16 protein-coding genes and 1 pseudogene are annotated in these 17,834 nt (G+C 66.3%); 5 read left to right on the forward strand and 12 right to left on the reverse strand.

The features are described from left to right. Positions 1–91 precede the first annotated feature (91 nt). Entirely contained in the window at positions 92–547 is a 456-nt protein-coding gene (locus tag OG202_RS20560; RefSeq protein WP_328224699.1) for a GNAT family N-acetyltransferase, read from the forward strand. A gap of 342 nt (positions 548–889) precedes the next feature. On the opposite strand, the gene OG202_RS20565 is transcribed toward OG202_RS20560, so the two are convergent. Continuing rightward, on the reverse strand, positions 890–1,675 hold the full coding sequence (locus OG202_RS20565; protein WP_328223263.1) for an ATP-binding protein: 786 nt from the start codon (positions 1,673–1,675) through the stop codon (positions 890–892). Between the two features lie 541 nt (positions 1,676–2,216). Between OG202_RS20565 and OG202_RS20570 the strand changes: the two genes are divergently transcribed. Both OG202_RS20570 and OG202_RS20575 read left to right on the forward strand, forming a co-directional pair. Next, on the forward strand, positions 2,217–3,089 hold the full coding sequence (locus OG202_RS20570) for a helix-turn-helix domain-containing protein (protein WP_328223264.1): 873 nt from the start codon (positions 2,217–2,219) through the stop codon (positions 3,087–3,089). Continuing rightward, a complete protein-coding gene (locus tag OG202_RS20575) occupies positions 3,086–3,328 on the forward strand; it encodes a DUF397 domain-containing protein (RefSeq protein WP_328223265.1) in 243 nt (80 codons plus the stop codon). Before OG202_RS20570 ends, OG202_RS20575 begins: the two co-directional genes overlap by 4 nt. A gap of 98 nt (positions 3,329–3,426) precedes the next feature. Here OG202_RS20575 and OG202_RS20580 read toward each other — a convergent pair whose 3' ends face one another. The 9 genes from OG202_RS20580 to galT all read right to left on the reverse strand — a co-directional run bounded on the left by OG202_RS20580 (position 3,427) and on the right by galT (position 14,395). Beyond that, complete coding sequence (locus OG202_RS20580; RefSeq protein ID WP_328223266.1) at positions 3,427–3,654, reverse strand: hypothetical protein; 228 nt, start codon at positions 3,652–3,654, stop codon at positions 3,427–3,429. A 122-nt stretch (positions 3,655–3,776) separates the two neighbouring features. After that, positions 3,777–4,430 (reverse strand): hypothetical protein, encoded by a 654-nt coding sequence (locus tag OG202_RS20585; RefSeq protein WP_328223267.1) that lies wholly within the window; start codon positions 4,428–4,430, stop codon positions 3,777–3,779. Next, positions 4,430–6,715 carry a hypothetical protein gene (locus OG202_RS20590; protein WP_328223268.1) on the reverse strand — a complete coding sequence of 762 codons (2,286 nt, stop codon included), beginning with the start codon at positions 6,713–6,715 and terminating at the stop codon, positions 4,430–4,432. The genes OG202_RS20585 and OG202_RS20590 overlap by 1 nt, the downstream gene beginning before the upstream one ends. 9 nt (positions 6,716–6,724) lie before the next feature. Then, positions 6,725–7,195 carry a hypothetical protein gene (locus OG202_RS20595; protein WP_328223269.1) on the reverse strand — a complete coding sequence of 157 codons (471 nt, stop codon included), beginning with the start codon at positions 7,193–7,195 and terminating at the stop codon, positions 6,725–6,727. Positions 7,196–7,369: 174 nt separating this feature from the next. After that, positions 7,370–8,734, reverse strand: a complete 1,365-nt coding sequence (mycP, locus tag OG202_RS20600; protein WP_328223270.1) for a type VII secretion-associated serine protease mycosin — start codon at positions 8,732–8,734, stop codon at positions 7,370–7,372. Positions 8,735–10,288: 1,554 nt separating this feature from the next. After that, positions 10,289–10,840, reverse strand: coding sequence for a hypothetical protein (locus OG202_RS20605; RefSeq protein ID WP_328223271.1), 552 nt, complete (start codon positions 10,838–10,840; stop codon positions 10,289–10,291). A 223-nt stretch (positions 10,841–11,063) separates the two neighbouring features. Further along, on the reverse strand, positions 11,064–12,224 hold the full coding sequence (gene galK, locus OG202_RS20610) for a galactokinase (RefSeq protein ID WP_328223272.1): 1,161 nt from the start codon (positions 12,222–12,224) through the stop codon (positions 11,064–11,066). A 150-nt stretch (positions 12,225–12,374) separates the two neighbouring features. Then, positions 12,375–13,337 carry a UDP-glucose 4-epimerase GalE gene (gene galE / locus OG202_RS20615; protein WP_328223273.1) on the reverse strand — a complete coding sequence of 321 codons (963 nt, stop codon included), beginning with the start codon at positions 13,335–13,337 and terminating at the stop codon, positions 12,375–12,377. Then, positions 13,334–14,395: a galactose-1-phosphate uridylyltransferase gene (galT, locus tag OG202_RS20620; protein ID WP_327729340.1), complete on the reverse strand. Its 1,062-nt coding sequence runs from the start codon at positions 14,393–14,395 to the stop codon at positions 13,334–13,336. Before galT ends, galE begins: the two co-directional genes overlap by 4 nt. Positions 14,396–14,796: 401 nt before the next feature. Between galT and OG202_RS20625 the strand changes: the two genes are divergently transcribed. Then, entirely contained in the window at positions 14,797–15,339 is a 543-nt protein-coding gene (locus OG202_RS20625; protein ID WP_327729339.1) for an MOSC domain-containing protein, read from the forward strand. Between the two features lie 93 nt (positions 15,340–15,432). On the opposite strand, the pseudogene OG202_RS20630 reads toward OG202_RS20625, so the two are convergent. Beyond that, positions 15,433–16,311, reverse strand: a pseudogene (locus tag OG202_RS20630) (hypothetical protein). A 36-nt stretch (positions 16,312–16,347) separates the two neighbouring features. Beyond that, positions 16,348–16,773, reverse strand: a complete 426-nt coding sequence (locus OG202_RS20635; protein WP_327729337.1) for an ATP-binding protein — start codon at positions 16,771–16,773, stop codon at positions 16,348–16,350. 207 nt (positions 16,774–16,980) lie between these two features. Between OG202_RS20635 and OG202_RS20640 the strand changes: the two genes are divergently transcribed. Continuing rightward, positions 16,981–17,832 (forward strand): helix-turn-helix domain-containing protein, encoded by an 852-nt coding sequence (locus OG202_RS20640; protein ID WP_326582222.1) that lies wholly within the window; start codon positions 16,981–16,983, stop codon positions 17,830–17,832. Positions 17,833–17,834 lie beyond the last annotated feature (2 nt).

Raw genomic sequence — 17,834 nt, forward strand, 5'->3', positions numbered from 1 at the left:
CAGCACCGGCCCCCACCGGTGCTGTTCATCAGAGTAAGGCCGGGGGGCAGGAGCGGAAGGTAATTTGCAGAACTGGTTGTCCAGCACGCTTATGGTGTGCCGCATGTTTCGTATGGAGACAGAAGTCGACAGGGAACGAAGCCAATTGCTGCGTTCCCGGCTGAGGGCCGACAACACCGCGGCTTCGCCGATCCTCCGGGACCTGCGGGGAACCCCTGGTGAACGGGAGGTTCCGCTCCAGGTGTGGGCTGTGGACGAGGCGGGCGACCTCGCCGGCGGCCTGGTCGGCCACACCTGGGCCACCTGGCTTCACGTCACCTACCTCTGGGTCGACGAACGCCACCGGGGGAAGGGCCTCGGCTCACACCTGCTGTCGCGGGCCGAGCGCACGGCCGCCCGCGAACGCGACTGCCACTCGGTGCGCCTGGAGACCTGGGACTTCCAGGCCCCGGAGTTCTACCAACGCCTCGGCTACGAGGTGGTGTGCGTGATCCCCGACTATCCGCCGGGGATCACGGAGTACACGCTGACGAAGAGGCTCAGCTGACCCTGGGCCGGGTGCGGAGTTGACGGCGTGCGGTTCGAAGGTGATCTCGTAGGTCACTGCGGTTCGGGCCCCAGTCGCCTGCGCACCTCTGCCGTGGGGATACCGGGTTCAAGCATCCCCTCGGCCTTGCGCCGCTGGTATTCCGCGACCGCGAGGGCGTCTTCGAGATCCTCTATCACCTGCGGCGAGACAAGAAGGCGGCCACGTGCCCGTGGTCGGTGAGGGCGATGATCTCGCGGCCGTGGGCGGCGCGACGGACGAGGTCGCCGAGTCGGAACGGGCCGCACTGATCGCAATCTCAGTCATATGCCGATCAACCACAAGATTGACCTTGTTACCCATTCATGACTCTGAATTCACCCTTTGTGACCGGGTGGCGAGTTCGGCCCAGACCGTCAGGCCGTCACCCGTCCACCGCTGTCCCCAACCGGTGGCCAGAGCTTCGGTGATCAACAGGCCGCGTCCGTGTTCCTGTGCGGGGCCCGGCGGCCGGGACTGCGCCACGGCCCGGCGGCCCGTGCCCGCGTCGGTCACGCTCACGGTGGCCGCTGCGGCGGTGAGTGCCACGGAGACCGTAATGACGTGGCTGTCGCTGTGCTCCAGAGCATTGGCCGTCAGCTCACCAGTGATGGTTTCCAGATCGTCCACGGCATCCGGCGCCAGGCCCCACCACCGAGCCGTGGCGCGCACGTACCTCCGTGCGACACCTGCGGAGGCGAAGTCCGCGCCGGACAGCGAGAGCAAACCGAACGCTCGCGGTTCGACGGGGCTTGCGCATACCAGTGCCTCGTGGACGCCGGGGATACCGTCCGCCGACGGCGGTGCGACCCGGGTTCCGCCAAGACGAGCGCCCCGAGACCGGGCGATCAGCAACGCGTCCGCGAGCGCATCACACAACTGAGCTGCCAGAGAACCAAGTTCCCCATCCCTCTTCCCGCCACTACCGGCCAGAACATCCCGAGCACGGCTGAGCAGCCGCTCCGCCAGGCCCAGTCGCCCGTTCTCGATCCGGTCGGCCAGCCGGGAGACAGAGCCGTCACCACCGCCGTCCGCGAGGAGGAGGCAAGGCTGACCGTGTGCGCCGGTCCACGGCAGGAGCCGTACGCGGGTCGCATCCCTGTCACCCATCACGCCGCCTCCAGCCGCGCGTGGATGTCACGGGTGTCGAGGTCGACCCCGTACGTCGCACACCACAGGGTGTCGCGGCGCAGTCGTTGGAGCCGGACCTTCTCTTCACGCTCGTAGGCCGCGAGGTAGGGGCGGACGAGGCGGGTGGTGGTGCCGTCGATGGGCTCGTACCAGGCTTGGACCGTGGGGGCGAGGGGGGAACAATCCGACGGGAGGCGCCCGGCGCTCGCACTACGCGCAGGTCGCACCGCTGACGGCCGACCTGCACGGTGACGACCCGAGGAGACCGTGAATCTCCGTAGCCAACCGATCGTCCGCTCCATGAATCCGCTCATGTTTCCAGCCCTTCAGAGTCGACCCCGAACTGACGGGAAGCCTTCCATGGGAATCCCATGATGGGATTCAACGTGAAGGGAATTCACTGATGTGGGTGACTGTCTTCGCATTGATGTCCGACCCAGCCAAGCCGCTCATAGAGTCGGCACCAGGCGGCAGGACGCGACCGGGATGAGGCCGCTGAGCGCGAGAAGGGACATGGCACATGACCGCCACACAGACGGGTCCGGCCGGACGCATGCAGATCGCGCGCGGGCTGGTCTCACTGCGGGAGCGCTGCGGACTGACACAGACTCAGGTGGCCGAGCGAGCCGGCGTCAGCACAACCACCGTCAGCCGCTACGAAGCATGGCAGGACCGCGCCCGCATTCGATGGGCCACGGTCAAAGCTCTGGCTGATGCGTGCGCAGCCACCGCGCAGGAGCGGGAAGCTCTCGTGAACCTCGCCAAGTCGCAGGCCGCCGGGTGGTGGGTGGGCAACAGCGCGGTACCGGAGTGGATGGACCCCCTCGTCTCCTTCGAGCATGCGGCGGCGTACGAACACGTCTTCGCGAACACCGTGATTCCCGGTCTGCTCCAGACCAAGGAGTACGCCCTCGCCATCCACCAGGCACGTGAAGTCCGCAGCTCGAACAAAGAGATCGAGCGCATGGTCGAAGCACGCGTCCAGCGCCAGGACATCCTGCGGCGTGACCCGGCTCTGCACCTGTGGGTGGTCCTGGACGAGGCAGTCCTGCGCAGAACGGTTGGAGACAGCGAGGTCATGACCCAGCAACTCAAGCATCTTCACGAAGCGGCCCAGAGCCCCGACATCGACATTCAGATCCTGCCGTTCAGCGCGGGGGCCCACGCCGCCGGGGCCGGACACTTCGTGATTCTGGGACGGGACGACGAGCGCGAACCCCTCAACTCCATGGCAGTCGTCTACATCGAGATGCGCCGACGTGGGCTGTACCTGGACGACTCAGAGGACGTGGGTGCCTACAAGTTGACGTTCGACTACCTTCGTTCGCAAGCCGCCGACCCTGCGGCTTCGCTGCGTCTTATCGCCAGAGCACGACAGGAGTTGTCCCCATGACCGACATAGCCACTTCCCCTACCGAACCCGTGACCGTGACATGGTTCAAGAGCAGTTACAGCGGCGGCGAGGGCAACGAGTGCGTGGAGATCGCCAGCCTTCGAGCCAGGGTCGGCGTACGGGACTCGAAGGTCCCCCGCGGAGCCATCCTCACGGTGTCGGCAGATACGTTCGCCGCGTTCCTGAAAGGCCTCACAGACACCCGTCGCCATGACGACGCACCCACCAGACACGCATAAGCTTTACGAAGCGGCTTCCCCAATCGCCCGCCAAACTGTCAGGGATCTCCGGGCGATTGACACACCCCAACTCCAGGGCTGACGCAAAGTCGAATTTCTCAGCAAAGTCGCAGGTCGGTGGGTACGCCGAAGAGGTCCAGGGGTGCCTTGTGGGGTGACCGGGCGATCCGGCGCTTGGCGTCCGCGATGGAACTGCCCATGGCGCGGAGGTAGTTCATGGCCACCGATCGCAACGTCGAGGCATTCTGCGGTTCGTGGCCGCTGCGGATGCGCGAGACATCCTCGCCGAACGTGACATCCCACACGTAGTGGATCTTGTTTTCCACACCCCAATGGCCATGAGCCGCCTTTACAGCGTATCGCGGACTGCACGAACGCTTACCAACACCGCTCCCACCACCCGCCACGTCGTATACCCACCGAAGCATGGACTGATACGCAGAAATCCTTAAATAGCGCCCGGAACTTCTGGACTGTTCTTACACTTGAGACCGTCCACCAGCTCGCGCGTGAAGTGTGCCGTCATTTTACGCAGGACCTCCACATCAAAATCTGGGACGTTTCGCACTTGGGTCTCGATTTCTAGAGGAAGTTGAGACTCTTGGTCTTCGTGAGTCCCCTCCACCTTGCAGGAAATCACTGCAACTAGGTGCAATCCGCCTTCTTCGCGCTTGACGAAGATACTCTTGCCAACAGGCTGCCAACCGCCTCCTACTTCACCCGCCTTGATCCTCTGCTGTGAATAGGCGGACCAACTCACATAGGATAGAAATTCATCACTTCTTCCCTCAACACCCAAATCGCACGGATGTTCCGAGATGGCGTAATGCAACTCACTCCCAGGCTCCCAACGTCGCGCCATGCCAGAGAGGGACAACATTATTTCATCTACGGGAGTAAGTGAATTTTCAACACGCAGAACCCCGCTTCCCATCTCGCCCTGAAGGGCATCGACACTGCTGGAGCCGAACAGCTCATTACACACGCTCCAACCCTTTGGCGAGTTACTTCTATTACTACTCTCGTCGGAACAGGACGAAAGCGTTGAAGACATAAAAACGACGACACCCAGGACTGGAAATACCTTGCCCAAGAACCGCATCAGGACACCTTCTCATTGTCCGAGATCGCATCCTTGCCATCTCTGTATGATCCCTCGATTCCAGGGAGGAGTGCATTCTTTTCTTCTGCGCTCATACCAACAGCATCAGCGTAGTTTGAGAAGGGAACCCACGCTCCCCGTTCACCGACTTTCTCAAGCGTTTGCACCTGCCGCAAGGCTTCCGGATCATTCTTGTATTCATTATCCTCCAAATATTGCAACGTGTGTGTGCCATAGGCCGTGTTAACCGCCTCACCCCCCGATTCCACGACGATCGGTACGACAGTGGCGGCGACAACCCCGGCGGCGGGTCCCAGAAACAATGCAGTCCCACCGGCCACGAGCAGCGAGACGCCACCCGTCATTGCCGACTTCCTCCATTCTCCGGCCTGCTCCATCTTCAAATTCTCCGCACCTTCAATATCCTTGAACTCCTCGCGAATCTGATGCGATCGCGATTCATCGAGGATTCCATGCATTTTGGCCGCATTGTGCGCGAAAGAGACTCCGCTTTCCCGATCGTCCTGGAGAGCCACAAATCCACTCGCTTCATAAATCTGCTGAGCGACGGTCAGAGTCTTGTACCCCTCCTCGTCCCCCGCCACCAGCATCATGAAGTTCCGTGCCTCCACTTCACCGAATGGCGTGCGAGTGGAACCGTCGCTGCTGTGCAGGAAAATCTGATCGCGCTGCAACTCATCGCCCGAGCCACCGAAGTCCTTGATGGAGTAGTTGAGGTCGTCGATATACGCCGCCCCCATCCTGGCCAGGCTGTCCATCATCACCTCGGGGGGAGCGTCCTCGGAGGCGATGTTGTAGCGCCCCATGACCTTCTCCATGACCTTGGCGGTCTCTTCGTCGCGGTGCAGTTCAGGGGGGTTCGCGCCATACGGGTGGCCTGTTGTCGCCGACTCGAGGGCGTGGCCGAGGGCGTCCGGGCCGAAACTGCGGGCCTTCTCTGCCTCGTCGCTGCCGGGGTGGGAAAGGGTGTCGGCCGGCCACTCGAAGTCTTTGTCCGTCAGTTCGTCGAAGTATTTGTAGTCGAGGGTCGCGTTCTTCTTGACCGTCCCGTCGTCGTTGTAGACCGTGGGTACCTCGTCGTTGAAGAACTTGGTAGAAGCTTGGGGGCTGTGGCCCAGGGCTTCGAGCACGCCGGTCAGCGGGTCGTAGCCGGCTCCCGACCGGCCCGACGGGTTGAAACCCAAGTCGAGGTCTCCCGTGTGCGGCTTGTTCGAGACGAACCGGTAGGGGTCCTTGTGGTGCAACTGCACGATGTGCTCTGCGATGGGGTTGAGGAATCTGTGGTCGTAGTTGCCAGATCGAAGGAGCCCACTCAGGATCTGGTAGCCGTAGGGAGACTGGGGAGCGCCTGGCTGTAGTTGGATCGGCTGTGTCCCCAGGCGGCGGAACTCCGTGGCCCAACTCGATGGCAGGTGCGGCTTGTTGTCGGGGTCCGTCGCCGAGGCCAGTGCCATGCCCATGTTGTGCTGGAACTGTTTGGTGAGATCGAGTCGGGTCTTGTGATCACCTGCCGTGCCGTCCAGCGCCATGCGGCCGTAGAAGTCCAGAGCTTCCTTCGGGCCGCCGAGGGACTTGTAGAAGGGTGTTGAGAAGTCGGGGTCCTTCGCGTTGTGCTTCATGATGGAGTTCAGTTCGGTGAACTGTTTATCCGTCATTTCCGGGCCGAGCTTGGCGAGTTCCGCCGCACGTTCCGCCTGTGCTTCGTCCAGGGAGTCGTACGAGCTGTGCCCGGCGTTGTGTCGGTCGTTGCCGTGGCTCTTGCGCAGGGCCCGGGCAACCGAAGCGTCGATCTCCGACGCTCGGGCGAGAAGCCGGTTGATCCGGTCCTCCAACTCCTGCTTGGCGTCGAGCTGTTCCTGCGTGCGCTCGTCGGTGTCGCCCCGGATATGCACGAAGAAGCAACGGACCTGACCGTCGCCGATGTCGTCGACGCGGATACCGAGGTTCGAGGCATCCACCTGGACCGCCGTCTTGATCTTCTTCTGGAGTGAGTCCAGCTCCGTGTGGGCGTCGTCAAGGACGTGGTAGATGCTGTTCGCCTCGGTACGGAGGTCAGCGATCTCCTTCGCCGTCTTGGTGACGAACCCGCGTGTCACCGTGGCGTTCTGTCCGGCCCAGCGAGCCGCGTCCGACTTCGCCTGCATGCCCTTGCGGGCATTCTCCGAGAGTGTCTTCAGGCCGTCGACGGTTTTCTTCCAGTCGGAGACAGCCGTGCCGAGCTTTCCCAGATCGACTTCGAGGAGGTCCGTGTAGGTAAGGGACATCGGGCGCTCCTACTTGAAGTACTCGTTGAGTTGGGACACCGGAACGGTCAATCCGTCATAGGACTGGAGAACGGAGGAGATCTTCTCGTCGTCGTTGGCGTGCAACTTCTTGCTGTAGTCGAGATGGTTGGAGATGTGCGCGCAGGCCTGAAGGACCGACTTCACCTGAGACGTCCAGATCTCGACCGTCGTCTCCAAGGCGCCGCCCATCTCGAAATTGTGGGACTTCAGCGTGGCGGCCGACTGAGCGGTGGATCCGACACCGGTCTTTTCAGAACCGGCGCCCGCGATGTCCGCCTCTTTGTGAAGCTGGTCGTAGAGGATGAACGCCTCATGCCCTACGGCCCCCAAGTCGTCCTGGTGCACCACCAGATCGCCGCCGCTGGCGCTCCCCTGGTCGGCGAGCTGGTTGAGCTGCATGTGCGTTCCAGGTGTCCCAGCCACATTGGCCTTCGACTGCTCCCACTCATCCCAGGCCATGCGCCCGCTTCCCCCCGAAGTCCCGTATGCACCAGGCTCGCGCTCACAACTGCTCGCGGCGCTTCTTACCGCCGCTTCAACTTACCAAGGCAGCCCTTGACGTGAATCGCCTACACGGCGTCTCACATGAAGGTTTCACACACGTCCGGGCCGGCAGGGACCTGATGTCTGGCCTCAGGTGGAGCCCGTCCCCCGGTCGGTGGGAGCGTGGTGGCCCGGGGCGTTGGGAGGTGAGTACGGAGAAGGCGGATAGTGCGGTGCGGGGTACTGGAGTTGGCCCGGGGGGTACGTGGTTACCGGGCTCGGCACGGCTTTCGGGGCACGGTGTTTGCGGACGACTACGAAGGCTGTGATCGTCCCGCCGAGAAGTGCTGCGGCGATGCCGCCCAGGACGATCCACACCATGGAGTTGTCCTGGGACGTGGAGGCTGTCGTCTCGGTCTCGGTGTTCTTCTCCTGGGCCCGGGAATCGGCGCCATCGGTTGCCGACAGCTCGGGAGACGGCGACGCGGAGGCTGCCGCCGCGAGGTCCGGGAGCGGGTATTCGTCGGCGGGGCCCGGGTCGCCGGGGTTCTGCAGGGCGATGCGGGGGCGGACGATGCCGTAGCCGATGGAGTCGTTGCGCTTGGCGCCGTCGGTGGGGGCTCCGATGGTGTTGAGCATGACTCGGAGGACCTGGTTGTTGGTCCAGGTCGGGTGCTTGGACCAGATAAGGGCGGCGCTGGCGGAGGCGATGGCGGTGGCATCGCTGGTGCCGCTGGTCTTGCAGAGGCCCGTCTCGCTGCCACAGGCGTGGACCATGTCTTCGCCAGGGGCGGAGACATCCACCTCGGGGCCGTACTGGGACCAGGACGCCCGCCGGAGGTTCTTGCCCACCGCTGCTACAGCGATGACACCGGGCGTGGCAGCCAGGGGGTTGACATGGTGCTGCTTGTCGGCATCGTTGCCTGTGGCTGCGAAAACAAGTGAGCCCTTGTCGAGGGCGTACCTGACCGCCTCGGTCAACTCAGGGCTCTTGATGCCACCACCCATCGAGACGTTGATGACCTGGGCTCCGGAGTCGACCGCATAGCGGATGCTCTTGCTGAAATATGCAGACACTTCAAACGGACTGACGTCACCGTCATCAGGCATCCGGACAGGGAGGATGTCGGCATCAGGGGCGAGCCCGAGCGCACCGTTTCCGCTCTCAAGTGCACCCGTACCAGCGATGAGTCCGGCCATTCCGGTGCCGTGGCCGTCATAGTCCGTGTGCTCGTCGCCAGCACGGCTCGAGGGCGCAAAGTCCTTGCCATCGAGCACCCGCCCTTTCAAGTCAGGATTGTCCGGATCGACTCCGGTATCGACGACGGCGACCGTGATGCCTTTCCCCGTGCTGGTCTGCCACATCTCCTCGGCCTTCATGGCATCGAGGAACCACTGCTGCTGGCGGATGGACTCTGCGTAGGCCGGTGCCCCTGCGGTGCCCACCAGCAGCAGGCTGAGTATCGCGGACGCCGCAGCACGGTGGCTCCCGTGCCGAGTGCTGGTGATGCGCATCAGGTTCACTGTCTCCGTTCCGGGATACGCGTCAATCGACCGTCGGTGGTGCGGTCTGGCTGTTGCCCTGCCGTCGGCTCTCCTCATTGTCGGCCGAGCGGTGCAGCCGAACGTTCCTGTTGTCCGTGCTCGTTGAGGTGGTCGGCCCGGATACGCGAGGAGTGCCTGTTCCTCTGTTCGTGCCAGGGCGAACCACGCTGGGTGCACCGCCTACGATGCCGCCACGCGTCGTACCACCGCCGGAGGTCGTACCGGTTCCGGCCGTCCCACCCGAGCCACCAGAGCTGCGCACCGTACGGCCCGTCTGTTGCGGAGCGCCTCCGATGACGCCGCCGTTCGGCGAGGGGAGACGGCGACCGGACGTCGGTGCCTGCTGACCGGCCGGTCGCCCTGTGGAAGCCGCCGTACCGGTCGTGGGACCCATCGGGGGACGCCCCGTCGTGCCGGGTGGTGCCCCCACCACTGTTCCACGATGGGTCGTTCCCGCCTGCCCGCCCAACGGCGGGGTGACCGGACGACCGCCGATGATGCCGTTACTACCGCCCGGGACCCGCGCGGCATTCGGAGACGGGACAGCTGGACCGGCAGGGAACTGAGGCATACGGCCAGTCACGGCCGACCGCCCCTGCGCCGGCGGGCCACCGGCAGGCAGACCCTGCCTGCCCGTCACTGGGGGAACCCAATTCGAGTGCGGAGGACTTCCAGGCCCCTCCAACCGTCCAGCGCTGGGCGGACCGCTTGGCGGACCCGTCGCTGTCCGCTTGTCCTGCGGCAACGTCTCTACGGAATCGAGACCCATCCGGGTCGGAGGCTCATCCACCGACGGCGCGGAGCGCTCTGAAGACCGGGTGTCCAACGACCGCCTCACGTCAGAGGTGTCGGAACCGGTATCCCTGCTCGGCGCCGAATCCAGCGGAACAACGCCACGGGGCGAAGAGGCGCTCTGCTCGGAAGAGCCCGGACGTTCCAGGTCAACGCTCTGATAGCTCGAGTCGTGCGGAAGAACCGCCGTCGGCGGTGGCGCGAACCTGGGCCTCTCCAGCGCGTTCAGCTGCACCGCCGAGAACTCGTAGGCCTGCCCCAGCTTCACCATCTCCGCGGCGGCCTCCTGCCGCACCTTCTCCTTGCCGGCCGCCAGCGCCGCGAGTTCGGCTGCGGACTTGGCGGAGATGGTGTCCGCGTCGGGGTCGTTGTGCGCCATCGTCGCCGCGTCGAGGTTCGCCTGGGCGCCCTCCGCCGTGCGCGGGATCGCGGCCTGGGCCCGGGCGATGGCGTCGGAGGCCTGGGCCAGCCACTTCGCGGAGCTCTCGCTGAAGTCGCCCAAGCGCAAGGTGGAGTTGGCGAGGTCGGCCGTCCAGGCGCGGAAGGCGTCCGCGCCCTCGCCCTTCCACTCGACCCATTGGGGGCGGATCTTGAGCTCGTCGGCGATCTTGTGGATCTCCTCGGCCACGGTTGCCAGCCGGTCGGCAGCGGACTGGACTGTGCCGCTGTTGGCCTGGTCGAGCCACTGGAGCATGCGCTCGTGGCTCATGCCGTCGAAGATGCCGCCTGCCATCAGATCGTGCCTCCCGAGTCGCCGCCGTCCGCGGGTGCCTGTGCCTGATCCGGTGGTGTCGCGTCCCGGCTGGTACCGCCCCGCTGTGGCAGACCCGGGTCGTACGCCCCGCCGTAGTGCTCCGTCGTCTCCGCGCTGATCGCCGCCATGCGGTCGCGGATGTCGAGGTCGATGTTCTGGTAACCCTTGTGGGCGGCGAGGACGGCGATGCCCATGCCCTCCATCGAGTCGGAGAGGAGCTTCGAGAGGTTCTCCAGTTCGGTGATCACCGTCTCGTACGCGGTGAACAGGCCCGCAGCCTCCGCCCACTCGCCGTTGCCGCCGCCGAACTGGGTGCGTACGAGCTGTTCCCGGCCAACCTTGCCGGGGCCGGCGTCGGAGTCCTTGAGGTCGCTGATCAGCTGGTCGACGCGCTTCTGGAAGGCCGTGATCGACGACAGTTCGGTGACCAGATCGGTGACCGCGTCCTGTGCGGCGTCGAATGCGGAGTCGAACAGGCCGGACGCCCACGAACCATCCGAGGATCCGTCCGCCCCGTCGCCGTTCGACATCGTTGCCCTCCCATGAAAGCCGCTACCTCACCGACAACTCTAACTACCCGGTGTGACAGTGTCGTGGGCGAGTTCCGTGAACACATGAGTGCTCGTACTCGGATGTGGCGCTGGAGTGGGGAGAGTTGGCGGTGGTCATGGTTGTGGGGCGGGGCCCTCCGGTCCCGCCCCACACCTCACACCTCACACCTCAAGTCATGACTCTCGCGTCATGATCTCCAGGTCAGGAGACCCGCCGCGCCCCCGCCGAAGGCACCGCGACGAAGACGCGCGGGGCCGTGAAGTCTGCGGACGCGAAGGCCTCCTCGATCGCCTTGGTGATCGTGTCCGCGTCGGGAGCGTCGACGAGGACGATCGCGGAGCCGCCGAAGCCGCCGCCGGTCATGCGGGCGCCGAGCGCGCCGGCGGACAGGGCGGTGTCGACGACGAGGTCGAGTTCGGGGCAGGAGATGCGGAAGTCGTCGCGGAGGGAGGCGTGGCCCTCGACCAGGACGGGGCCGATCGCGCGTGTCTCGCCCGACTCCAGGAGGGAGACCACACGTTCGACGCGCTGGTCCTCGGTCACCACGTGGCGGACCAGGCGGCGGACCTCCTCCTCGTCGCCGAGGCGGTCGAGGGCGGCGTCCAGCTCGTCGTACGCGATGTCCCGCAGCGCGTCGACGCCGAGCAGGGCCGCGCCCTTCTCGCAGCCGGCGCGGCGCTTGCCGTACTCGCCCTCGCTGTGGGAGTGCTTGACCTGGGTGTCGACGACGAGGAGCTGCATGCCCTCGGCGGCCAGGTCGAAGGGGATCTGGCGCTGCGAGAGGTCCCGGGTGTCGAGGAACAGGGCGTGGCCGGTCTCGCAGCACGCGGAGGCCGTCTGGTCCATGATCCCGGTCGGGGCGCCGACGTAGACGTTCTCCGCGCGCTGGCACAGGCGGGCCAGCTGCCAGCCCTTGAGGCCGAGGGAGAAGAGGTCGTTGAGGGCCAGGGCCACCACGACCTCCAGCGCCGCCGAGGAGGAGAGGCCGGCGCCCGTCGGGACCGTCGACGTGAGGTGGATGTCGGCGCCGGTGACCGCCGTGTGGCCGGCCTCGCGCAGGGCCCAGACGACGCCGGACGGGTACGCCGTCCAGGCGCGGTCGGCCTCCGGCGTCAGCCCGTCGAGGGACAGCTCGACCACACCGCCGTCGATGTCGTCGGAGTGGAGGCGCAGCCGGCCGTCCGTGCGCCGGGACACCGCCGCGATCGTGGTGTGCGGGAGGGCGAAGGGCATGACGAAGCCGTCGTTGTAGTCGGTGTGCTCACCGATGAGGTTCACCCGGCCCGGCGCGGCCCACACTCCCTCCGGCTCCGCCCCGTACAGCTCCTCGAACCGCTCGGCGACGACGACAGCCTCGCTCATCCCCTGACCCTGACCTTTCCGTACTCAACCGACGAACTGGCTCAGCCGGCGAACTGGCTGAGCCGGCACACTTCTTGGCTCGAACAGGCGCGAACCCGCGCGACTTGGCGCGAACAGGCGCGAGCAGGCGCGAGCAGGCTCGCACCCGGGCTACTTCGCCCGCGCCTGCGCGAACTCCCACGCGTCCGCGACGATCTCCGCGAGGTCCGCCCGGGACGGGTTCCAGCCGAGGCGTTCGCGGGCGGTGGCGGCGGAGGCGACCAGGGTGGCCGGGTCGCCGGCGCGGCGCGGGGCGACGACCTCGGGGATCGGGTGGCCGGTGACCTGGCGGACGGTCTCGATCACTTCGCGCACCGAGAAGCCGTTGCCGTTGCCGAGGTTGCAGATGAGGTGCTCGCCAGACCGCGCGGCGGCCAGCGCCAGCAGGTGGGCGTCGGCGAGGTCGGCGACGTGGATGTAGTCGCGGATGCAGGTGCCGTCCGGGGTCGGGTAGTCGTCGCCGAAGACGGAGATCGCGTCCCGCCCGCCCTGTGCGACCTGGAGGACCAGCGGGATCAGGTGCGACTCGGGGTCGTGGCGCTCGCCGCAGGAGCCGTACGCGCCGGCCACGTTGAAGTAGCGCAGCGAGACGGCGCCCAGCCCGTGGGCGGCGGCCTCGCCTGTGATCATGTGGTCGACGGCGAGCTTGGAGGCGCCGTACGGGTTGGTCGGCTTCGTCGGCGCGGACTCGACGATCGGGGTCGTCTCCGGCTCGCCGTACGTGGCGGCGGTGGAGGAGAAGACCAGCTTGCGGACGCCCGCCTCGCGCATCGCGCCGAGGAGCGCCATGGTGCCGCCGACGTTGTTGTCCCAGTACTTCTCGGGCTTCACGACGGACTCGCCGACCTGCGAGAACGCGGCGAAGTGGAGGACGGCGTCGAAGGAGGCGTCCAGCCACTTCGCGGCGTCGCGGATGTCGCCCTCGATGAACGACGCGCCCGCGGGCACGCCCTCGCGGAAGCCCGTGGAGAGGTTGTCGAGGACGACGACCTCGTGGCCCGCCTCCAGCAGATGCTGGGCGACCACGCTGCCGACATAGCCCGCGCCACCGGTGACCAGGTACTTACCGCTCATGAACTCGCTACCTCTCGCAGTCGCTCGGCCGCGCGCTCCGGCGGCACATCGTTGATGAACACGTTCATGCCGGATTCGGAACCCGCGAGGAACTTCAGCTTGCCGGAGGTGCGGCGGATGGTGAAAAGCTCGAGGTGGAGCGCGAAGTCGTCGCGGTTGACGCCGTCGAACTCCTCCAGTGTGCCGAACGGCGCCTGGTGCCAGGCGGCGATGTACGGCGTCGGAGGCTCACCCTCGCCGAAGATCCGGTCGAAGCGCCTCAAGAGTTCCAGATAAACCTTGGGGAATTCTGAGCGCGCGTCCTCGTCGAGGGCGAGGAGGTCCGGCACGCGGCGCGTGGGGTACAGGTGGACCTCGTACGGCCAGTGCGCCGCGTACGGCACGAAGGCGACCCAGTGCTCGGTCCGGAGCACGATCCGCTCGCCGGCGAGCTCCTTCTCCAGGACGGCGTCGAAGAGGTTCTCGCCGCCGGTGGCGTCCTTGTGGGCCGCGAGGGAGCGCAGCATCAGCGCGGTGCGGGGTGTGGTGAAGGGGTACGCGTAGATCTGCCCGTGCGGGTGCCCCAGGGTCACGCCTATCTCGGCGCCGCGGTTCTCGAAGCAGAACACCTGCTCGACGGAGGGGAGATGCGACAGCTCCGCGGTGCGGTCGGTCCACGCGTCCAGGACGAGGCGTGCCTGCTCGTCGGTCAGGTCGGCGAAGGACGCGTTGTGGTCCGAGGTGAAGCAGACGACCTCGCAGCGGCCGGAGTCGCCGGCGAGGGAGGGAAAGCGGTTCTCGAAGACGACGGCGTCGTACGACGAGTCCGGGATCTCACTGAGCCGGTCGCCCTCGGAGGGGCAGAGCGGACATTCGTTCGCCGGGGGGTGGTAGATGCGGCCCTGCCGGTGCGAGGCGATCGCGACGGAGTCACCGAGCAGCGGGTCCCGGCGCACCTCCGAAGTGGTGACGGTGCGCTCCAGGGGCCGCTTGTCCACCGCGTCGCGCACGGTGTCGTCGCGCAGGTCGTAGTAGATCAGCTCACGACCGTCGGCCAACCGGGTCGAGGTCTTCTTCACGCCGGACTCCCCATCCCACCCATCAAACAGAACCAAACACATCAAAGCACAAGTTCCGACGCTCGTCACCATCAGAAACAAACAAAGATCACCAGATCCCAACTGAAGCGAGCCGCCCCATGCCGCGCAGGGAGAATCTCGCCGACCTCACGGCCGAGCTACGGCTCATGGCTGCCGACAGCGCGCGGTACGGCGTCTGCGTTTGAGCCCCGGCATGGAGGAACCGCCCCCGGCGAGGGTGCCGACACGTGGTGCCGGCGTCGATCCTGCTCGGTGTTGAGCGGCCGACGGAGTAAAGGGAGCGGGGCCCCGAGCAGCGCCCTGGGTGCGCTCGGGCCCTCGCACACAGACCCGAGGCTAGGGTCGTGACTGTCGTTTTCACCGAGGAGGGGGAGCCAAGGATGAGCGGAACGGTCACGGCGGTCAGCAGCAACGGCGAGTACTCGTTCACCAAGCCGAACCGGGACAGCGTCACGCTGCTCGCCGGGCTCGGCGTAGAGGGTGACGTACATGCCGGAGTGACGGTCAAGCACCGCTCGCGGGTGGCGCAGGACCCCACCCGGCCGAACCTGCGCCAGGTTCACCTGATCCATGAGGAGCTCTTCGCCGAGGTCGGCGCGGAGGGATTCAAGGTGGGGCCCGGCGACCTCGGCGAGAACATCACCACCCGCGGCATCGATCTGCTCGGGCTGCCGGTCGGCACACTGCTGTATATCGGGGACGACGCGGTGCTGGAGGTGACCGGGCTGCGCAATCCCTGCCTGCAGATCGACAACTTCCAGGACGGGCTGCTGAAGCGGGTTGTCGGCCGCGACGAGGCCGGGAACCTCGTGCTCAAGGCCGGAATCATGAGCATCGTGAGGGAGGGCGGTGCGGTGCGTCCGGGCGACACGATCAAGGCGGAACTTCCCGCCGGGCCGCACCGCCCCTTGGAGCGGGTCTGACCGCACGCCGACCCCACACGAATGGCGAGCCGACCCGCAGCCGTCGAGCCTGTCCCGCTCACTCCGCGACGGATCATCCGGCCCACCGCTCGGTCAGCGGAACAGGTCCTCGGCGTCGGTCACGCAGAGGGCCCGTTCCGCCCAGACCATGAGCTGAGCTCGGTCGGGGCAGTCGGTGACTCGTTCGCGGACCTGGTCCGGCACCGGGATGCCACGCCATTCGAGGGTCTTGAAGATCATCTCGATCTGAGCCTCGATCCGGCCTTCCTCACGGCCTTCCTCACGTGTCTGCTCAGCGAGCGGGTGTCGCCAGAAGTACTGCGTATCCGTCATGAGGTCCCTCCAGATCTGCTGTGCCTCGGGGTCCTTCAGGCACGAGTCGACGAACTGCACGAAGACCGCGGCGCTCTCCGCGTCGATGGTCCGCAGGGCGGTTACCAGGGATTCCAGTATGGCGGCAGCCTTGGGCCCCTTGCCATGCGTCATCGCCGAGAGGACCGCGAGGGGTACGTCCCGCTCGGCCGCCCGCTCGTCCTCGATGACCGGTACGTTGTCCGGGCCCAGCACCAGTGGCCGTACCGTCAGCGAGGGGCGGCCGCGCACCCCGAGGTGAATGGGCTGCGCCGCCCAGCGAGCCGTGGCGCCGTGCTGGGTGATCACGATGAGCACCGGGTCGCAGTGGTACTTCGCGTACAAGTAGCTGAGGTAGTAGGGCCAGCTGCGGCGCTTGCCCTCGTCCTTCTTCCCCTGCGACTCGACGACCAGGAGATACGTCCCCTCGTCGGTCTCCGCCCGCAACAGCGTGTCCACGCGCCGCTCGACCGGTTCGATCTCCGTGAGGTCGACGTTCATGGCCGCGAACTCGCGCGGCTCGGGGAAGGGCACGTCCAGCACCTGTTAAAGGGCGCGGGTGAGCAGCGCGGGATCCTTCTGGAAGATCCGGTGCAGCGCCTCATGCGGCGAGCTGACCATCGGCTCTCCCTCCTTTCTTTCGAAGTGATCAACGCGTCATGCCGCGACCGGGTCACAGAGCAGTTCGCACCACACGTATTTGCCCCGGTGCCCGAAGCGGGAGGACGGCTGCCAGCCCCATACGTCCGTGCAGGCCCGTACGAGGGCGAGGCCTCGGCCGGATTCCGTGTCGGGCGTGGCCGCCAACCGGGCCGGGGGTTCCGGGGGTCCGGGGTCCGCGTCCCAGGCTCCGATCCACAGGGTGGTGCCCGACCAGCGCACGCGCAGGGCCGCTGGGCCCTTGGTGTGGAGTACGGCGTTGGCGATCAGTTCCGTGGCGAGGAGTTCGGCGGGATCCAGGAGGGCGGTCAGGCCGTGCGCGGTGAGGATGAGGCGGAGGGTGCGGCGGGAGACGGTGACGGCTCGGGGGTCGTGGGGGATGTGGAGGACGTACTCCCAAGGTTCGGGGGCGTTTTCGGGCATGGGGCAGCTCCGTCGGAAGAAGGGTGGGGTGCGGGCGGTGGCATTGCCTCAGCCGTCATGGCAGGACGGAGTGGTGCGCTTCCGGGGTCCCGGCGTTCCGCAGAGTGTGCGGCGCGTCACTGACAGTAGGGTATAAATTAATACCCCCGCAACAGCCTGCCGTAATCTGACACCCGAACGAGGAGTCGTGGAGAGGCAGTTACTCGGATGACCATGCGGAACCAGCCCACGGCACGACAGGTGCGCCTGGGGTCCGAGCTGCGCAAGCTGCGGGAGGCGGCGGGCAAGCCCGCCAAGGAAGTGGCCGGACTCCTGGGGGCGAGTTCAGCCCACATGAGCCAGATCGAGGCCGGCAGTTCGGCGATCGGCGAGGAGCGGCTGCGCAGACTGGCGGCCCACTGCGCCTGCTCGGACACGGAACTGATCGAGGCCCTCGTGGCGATCGCGGCCGACCGCACACGCGGCTGGTGGGAGGAGTACCGGGGAGTCCTTCCCCAGGTGAACCTGGACGTCGCCGAGGCGGAGCACCATGCGACATTCCTGCACGAGGTCGCCATCGCCTACGTGCCCGGACTGCTGCAGACTTCCGACTACGCGCGAGCGGTTTTCAGTTACACGCGTCCTGAACTGCCGGAGAGCGAGCTGTTTCCCCGGGTGGAACACCGGATGCGGCGACGCGCGGTCATCGAGGGTGAGCATCCGCTGCCGTACGAGACGATCGTCCACGAGTTCGCGCTGCGGGTCCGCGTGGCCGATCGGCAGACCTCAGTCGCCCAACTCCGCCGCATCCTGGACGAGATCGAACAAGGGCACGCGGCGGTGCGCGTCATCCCTCTTGATCAGGACGGCTTTGCCGGTGCCGCCGCCTCGATGATGCACCTGGGTGGTCCGGTGCCCCAACTGGACACGGTGCTCCGCGACACGCCCACCGGCACCCTGTTCATCGATGCGGAAGCACAGTTGAAACAGCTCCGAACACTCTTCCGTAAGGTGGAGAAGGCATCGCTGGATCCCGTCGCGTCACGGGACTTCATCCACCGCCTGATGAAGGAGCTGTGAGC

The sequence above is a fragment of the Streptomyces sp. NBC_00310 genome (assembly GCF_036208085.1).
Taxonomy (GTDB): Bacteria; Actinomycetota; Actinomycetes; order Streptomycetales; family Streptomycetaceae; genus Streptomyces.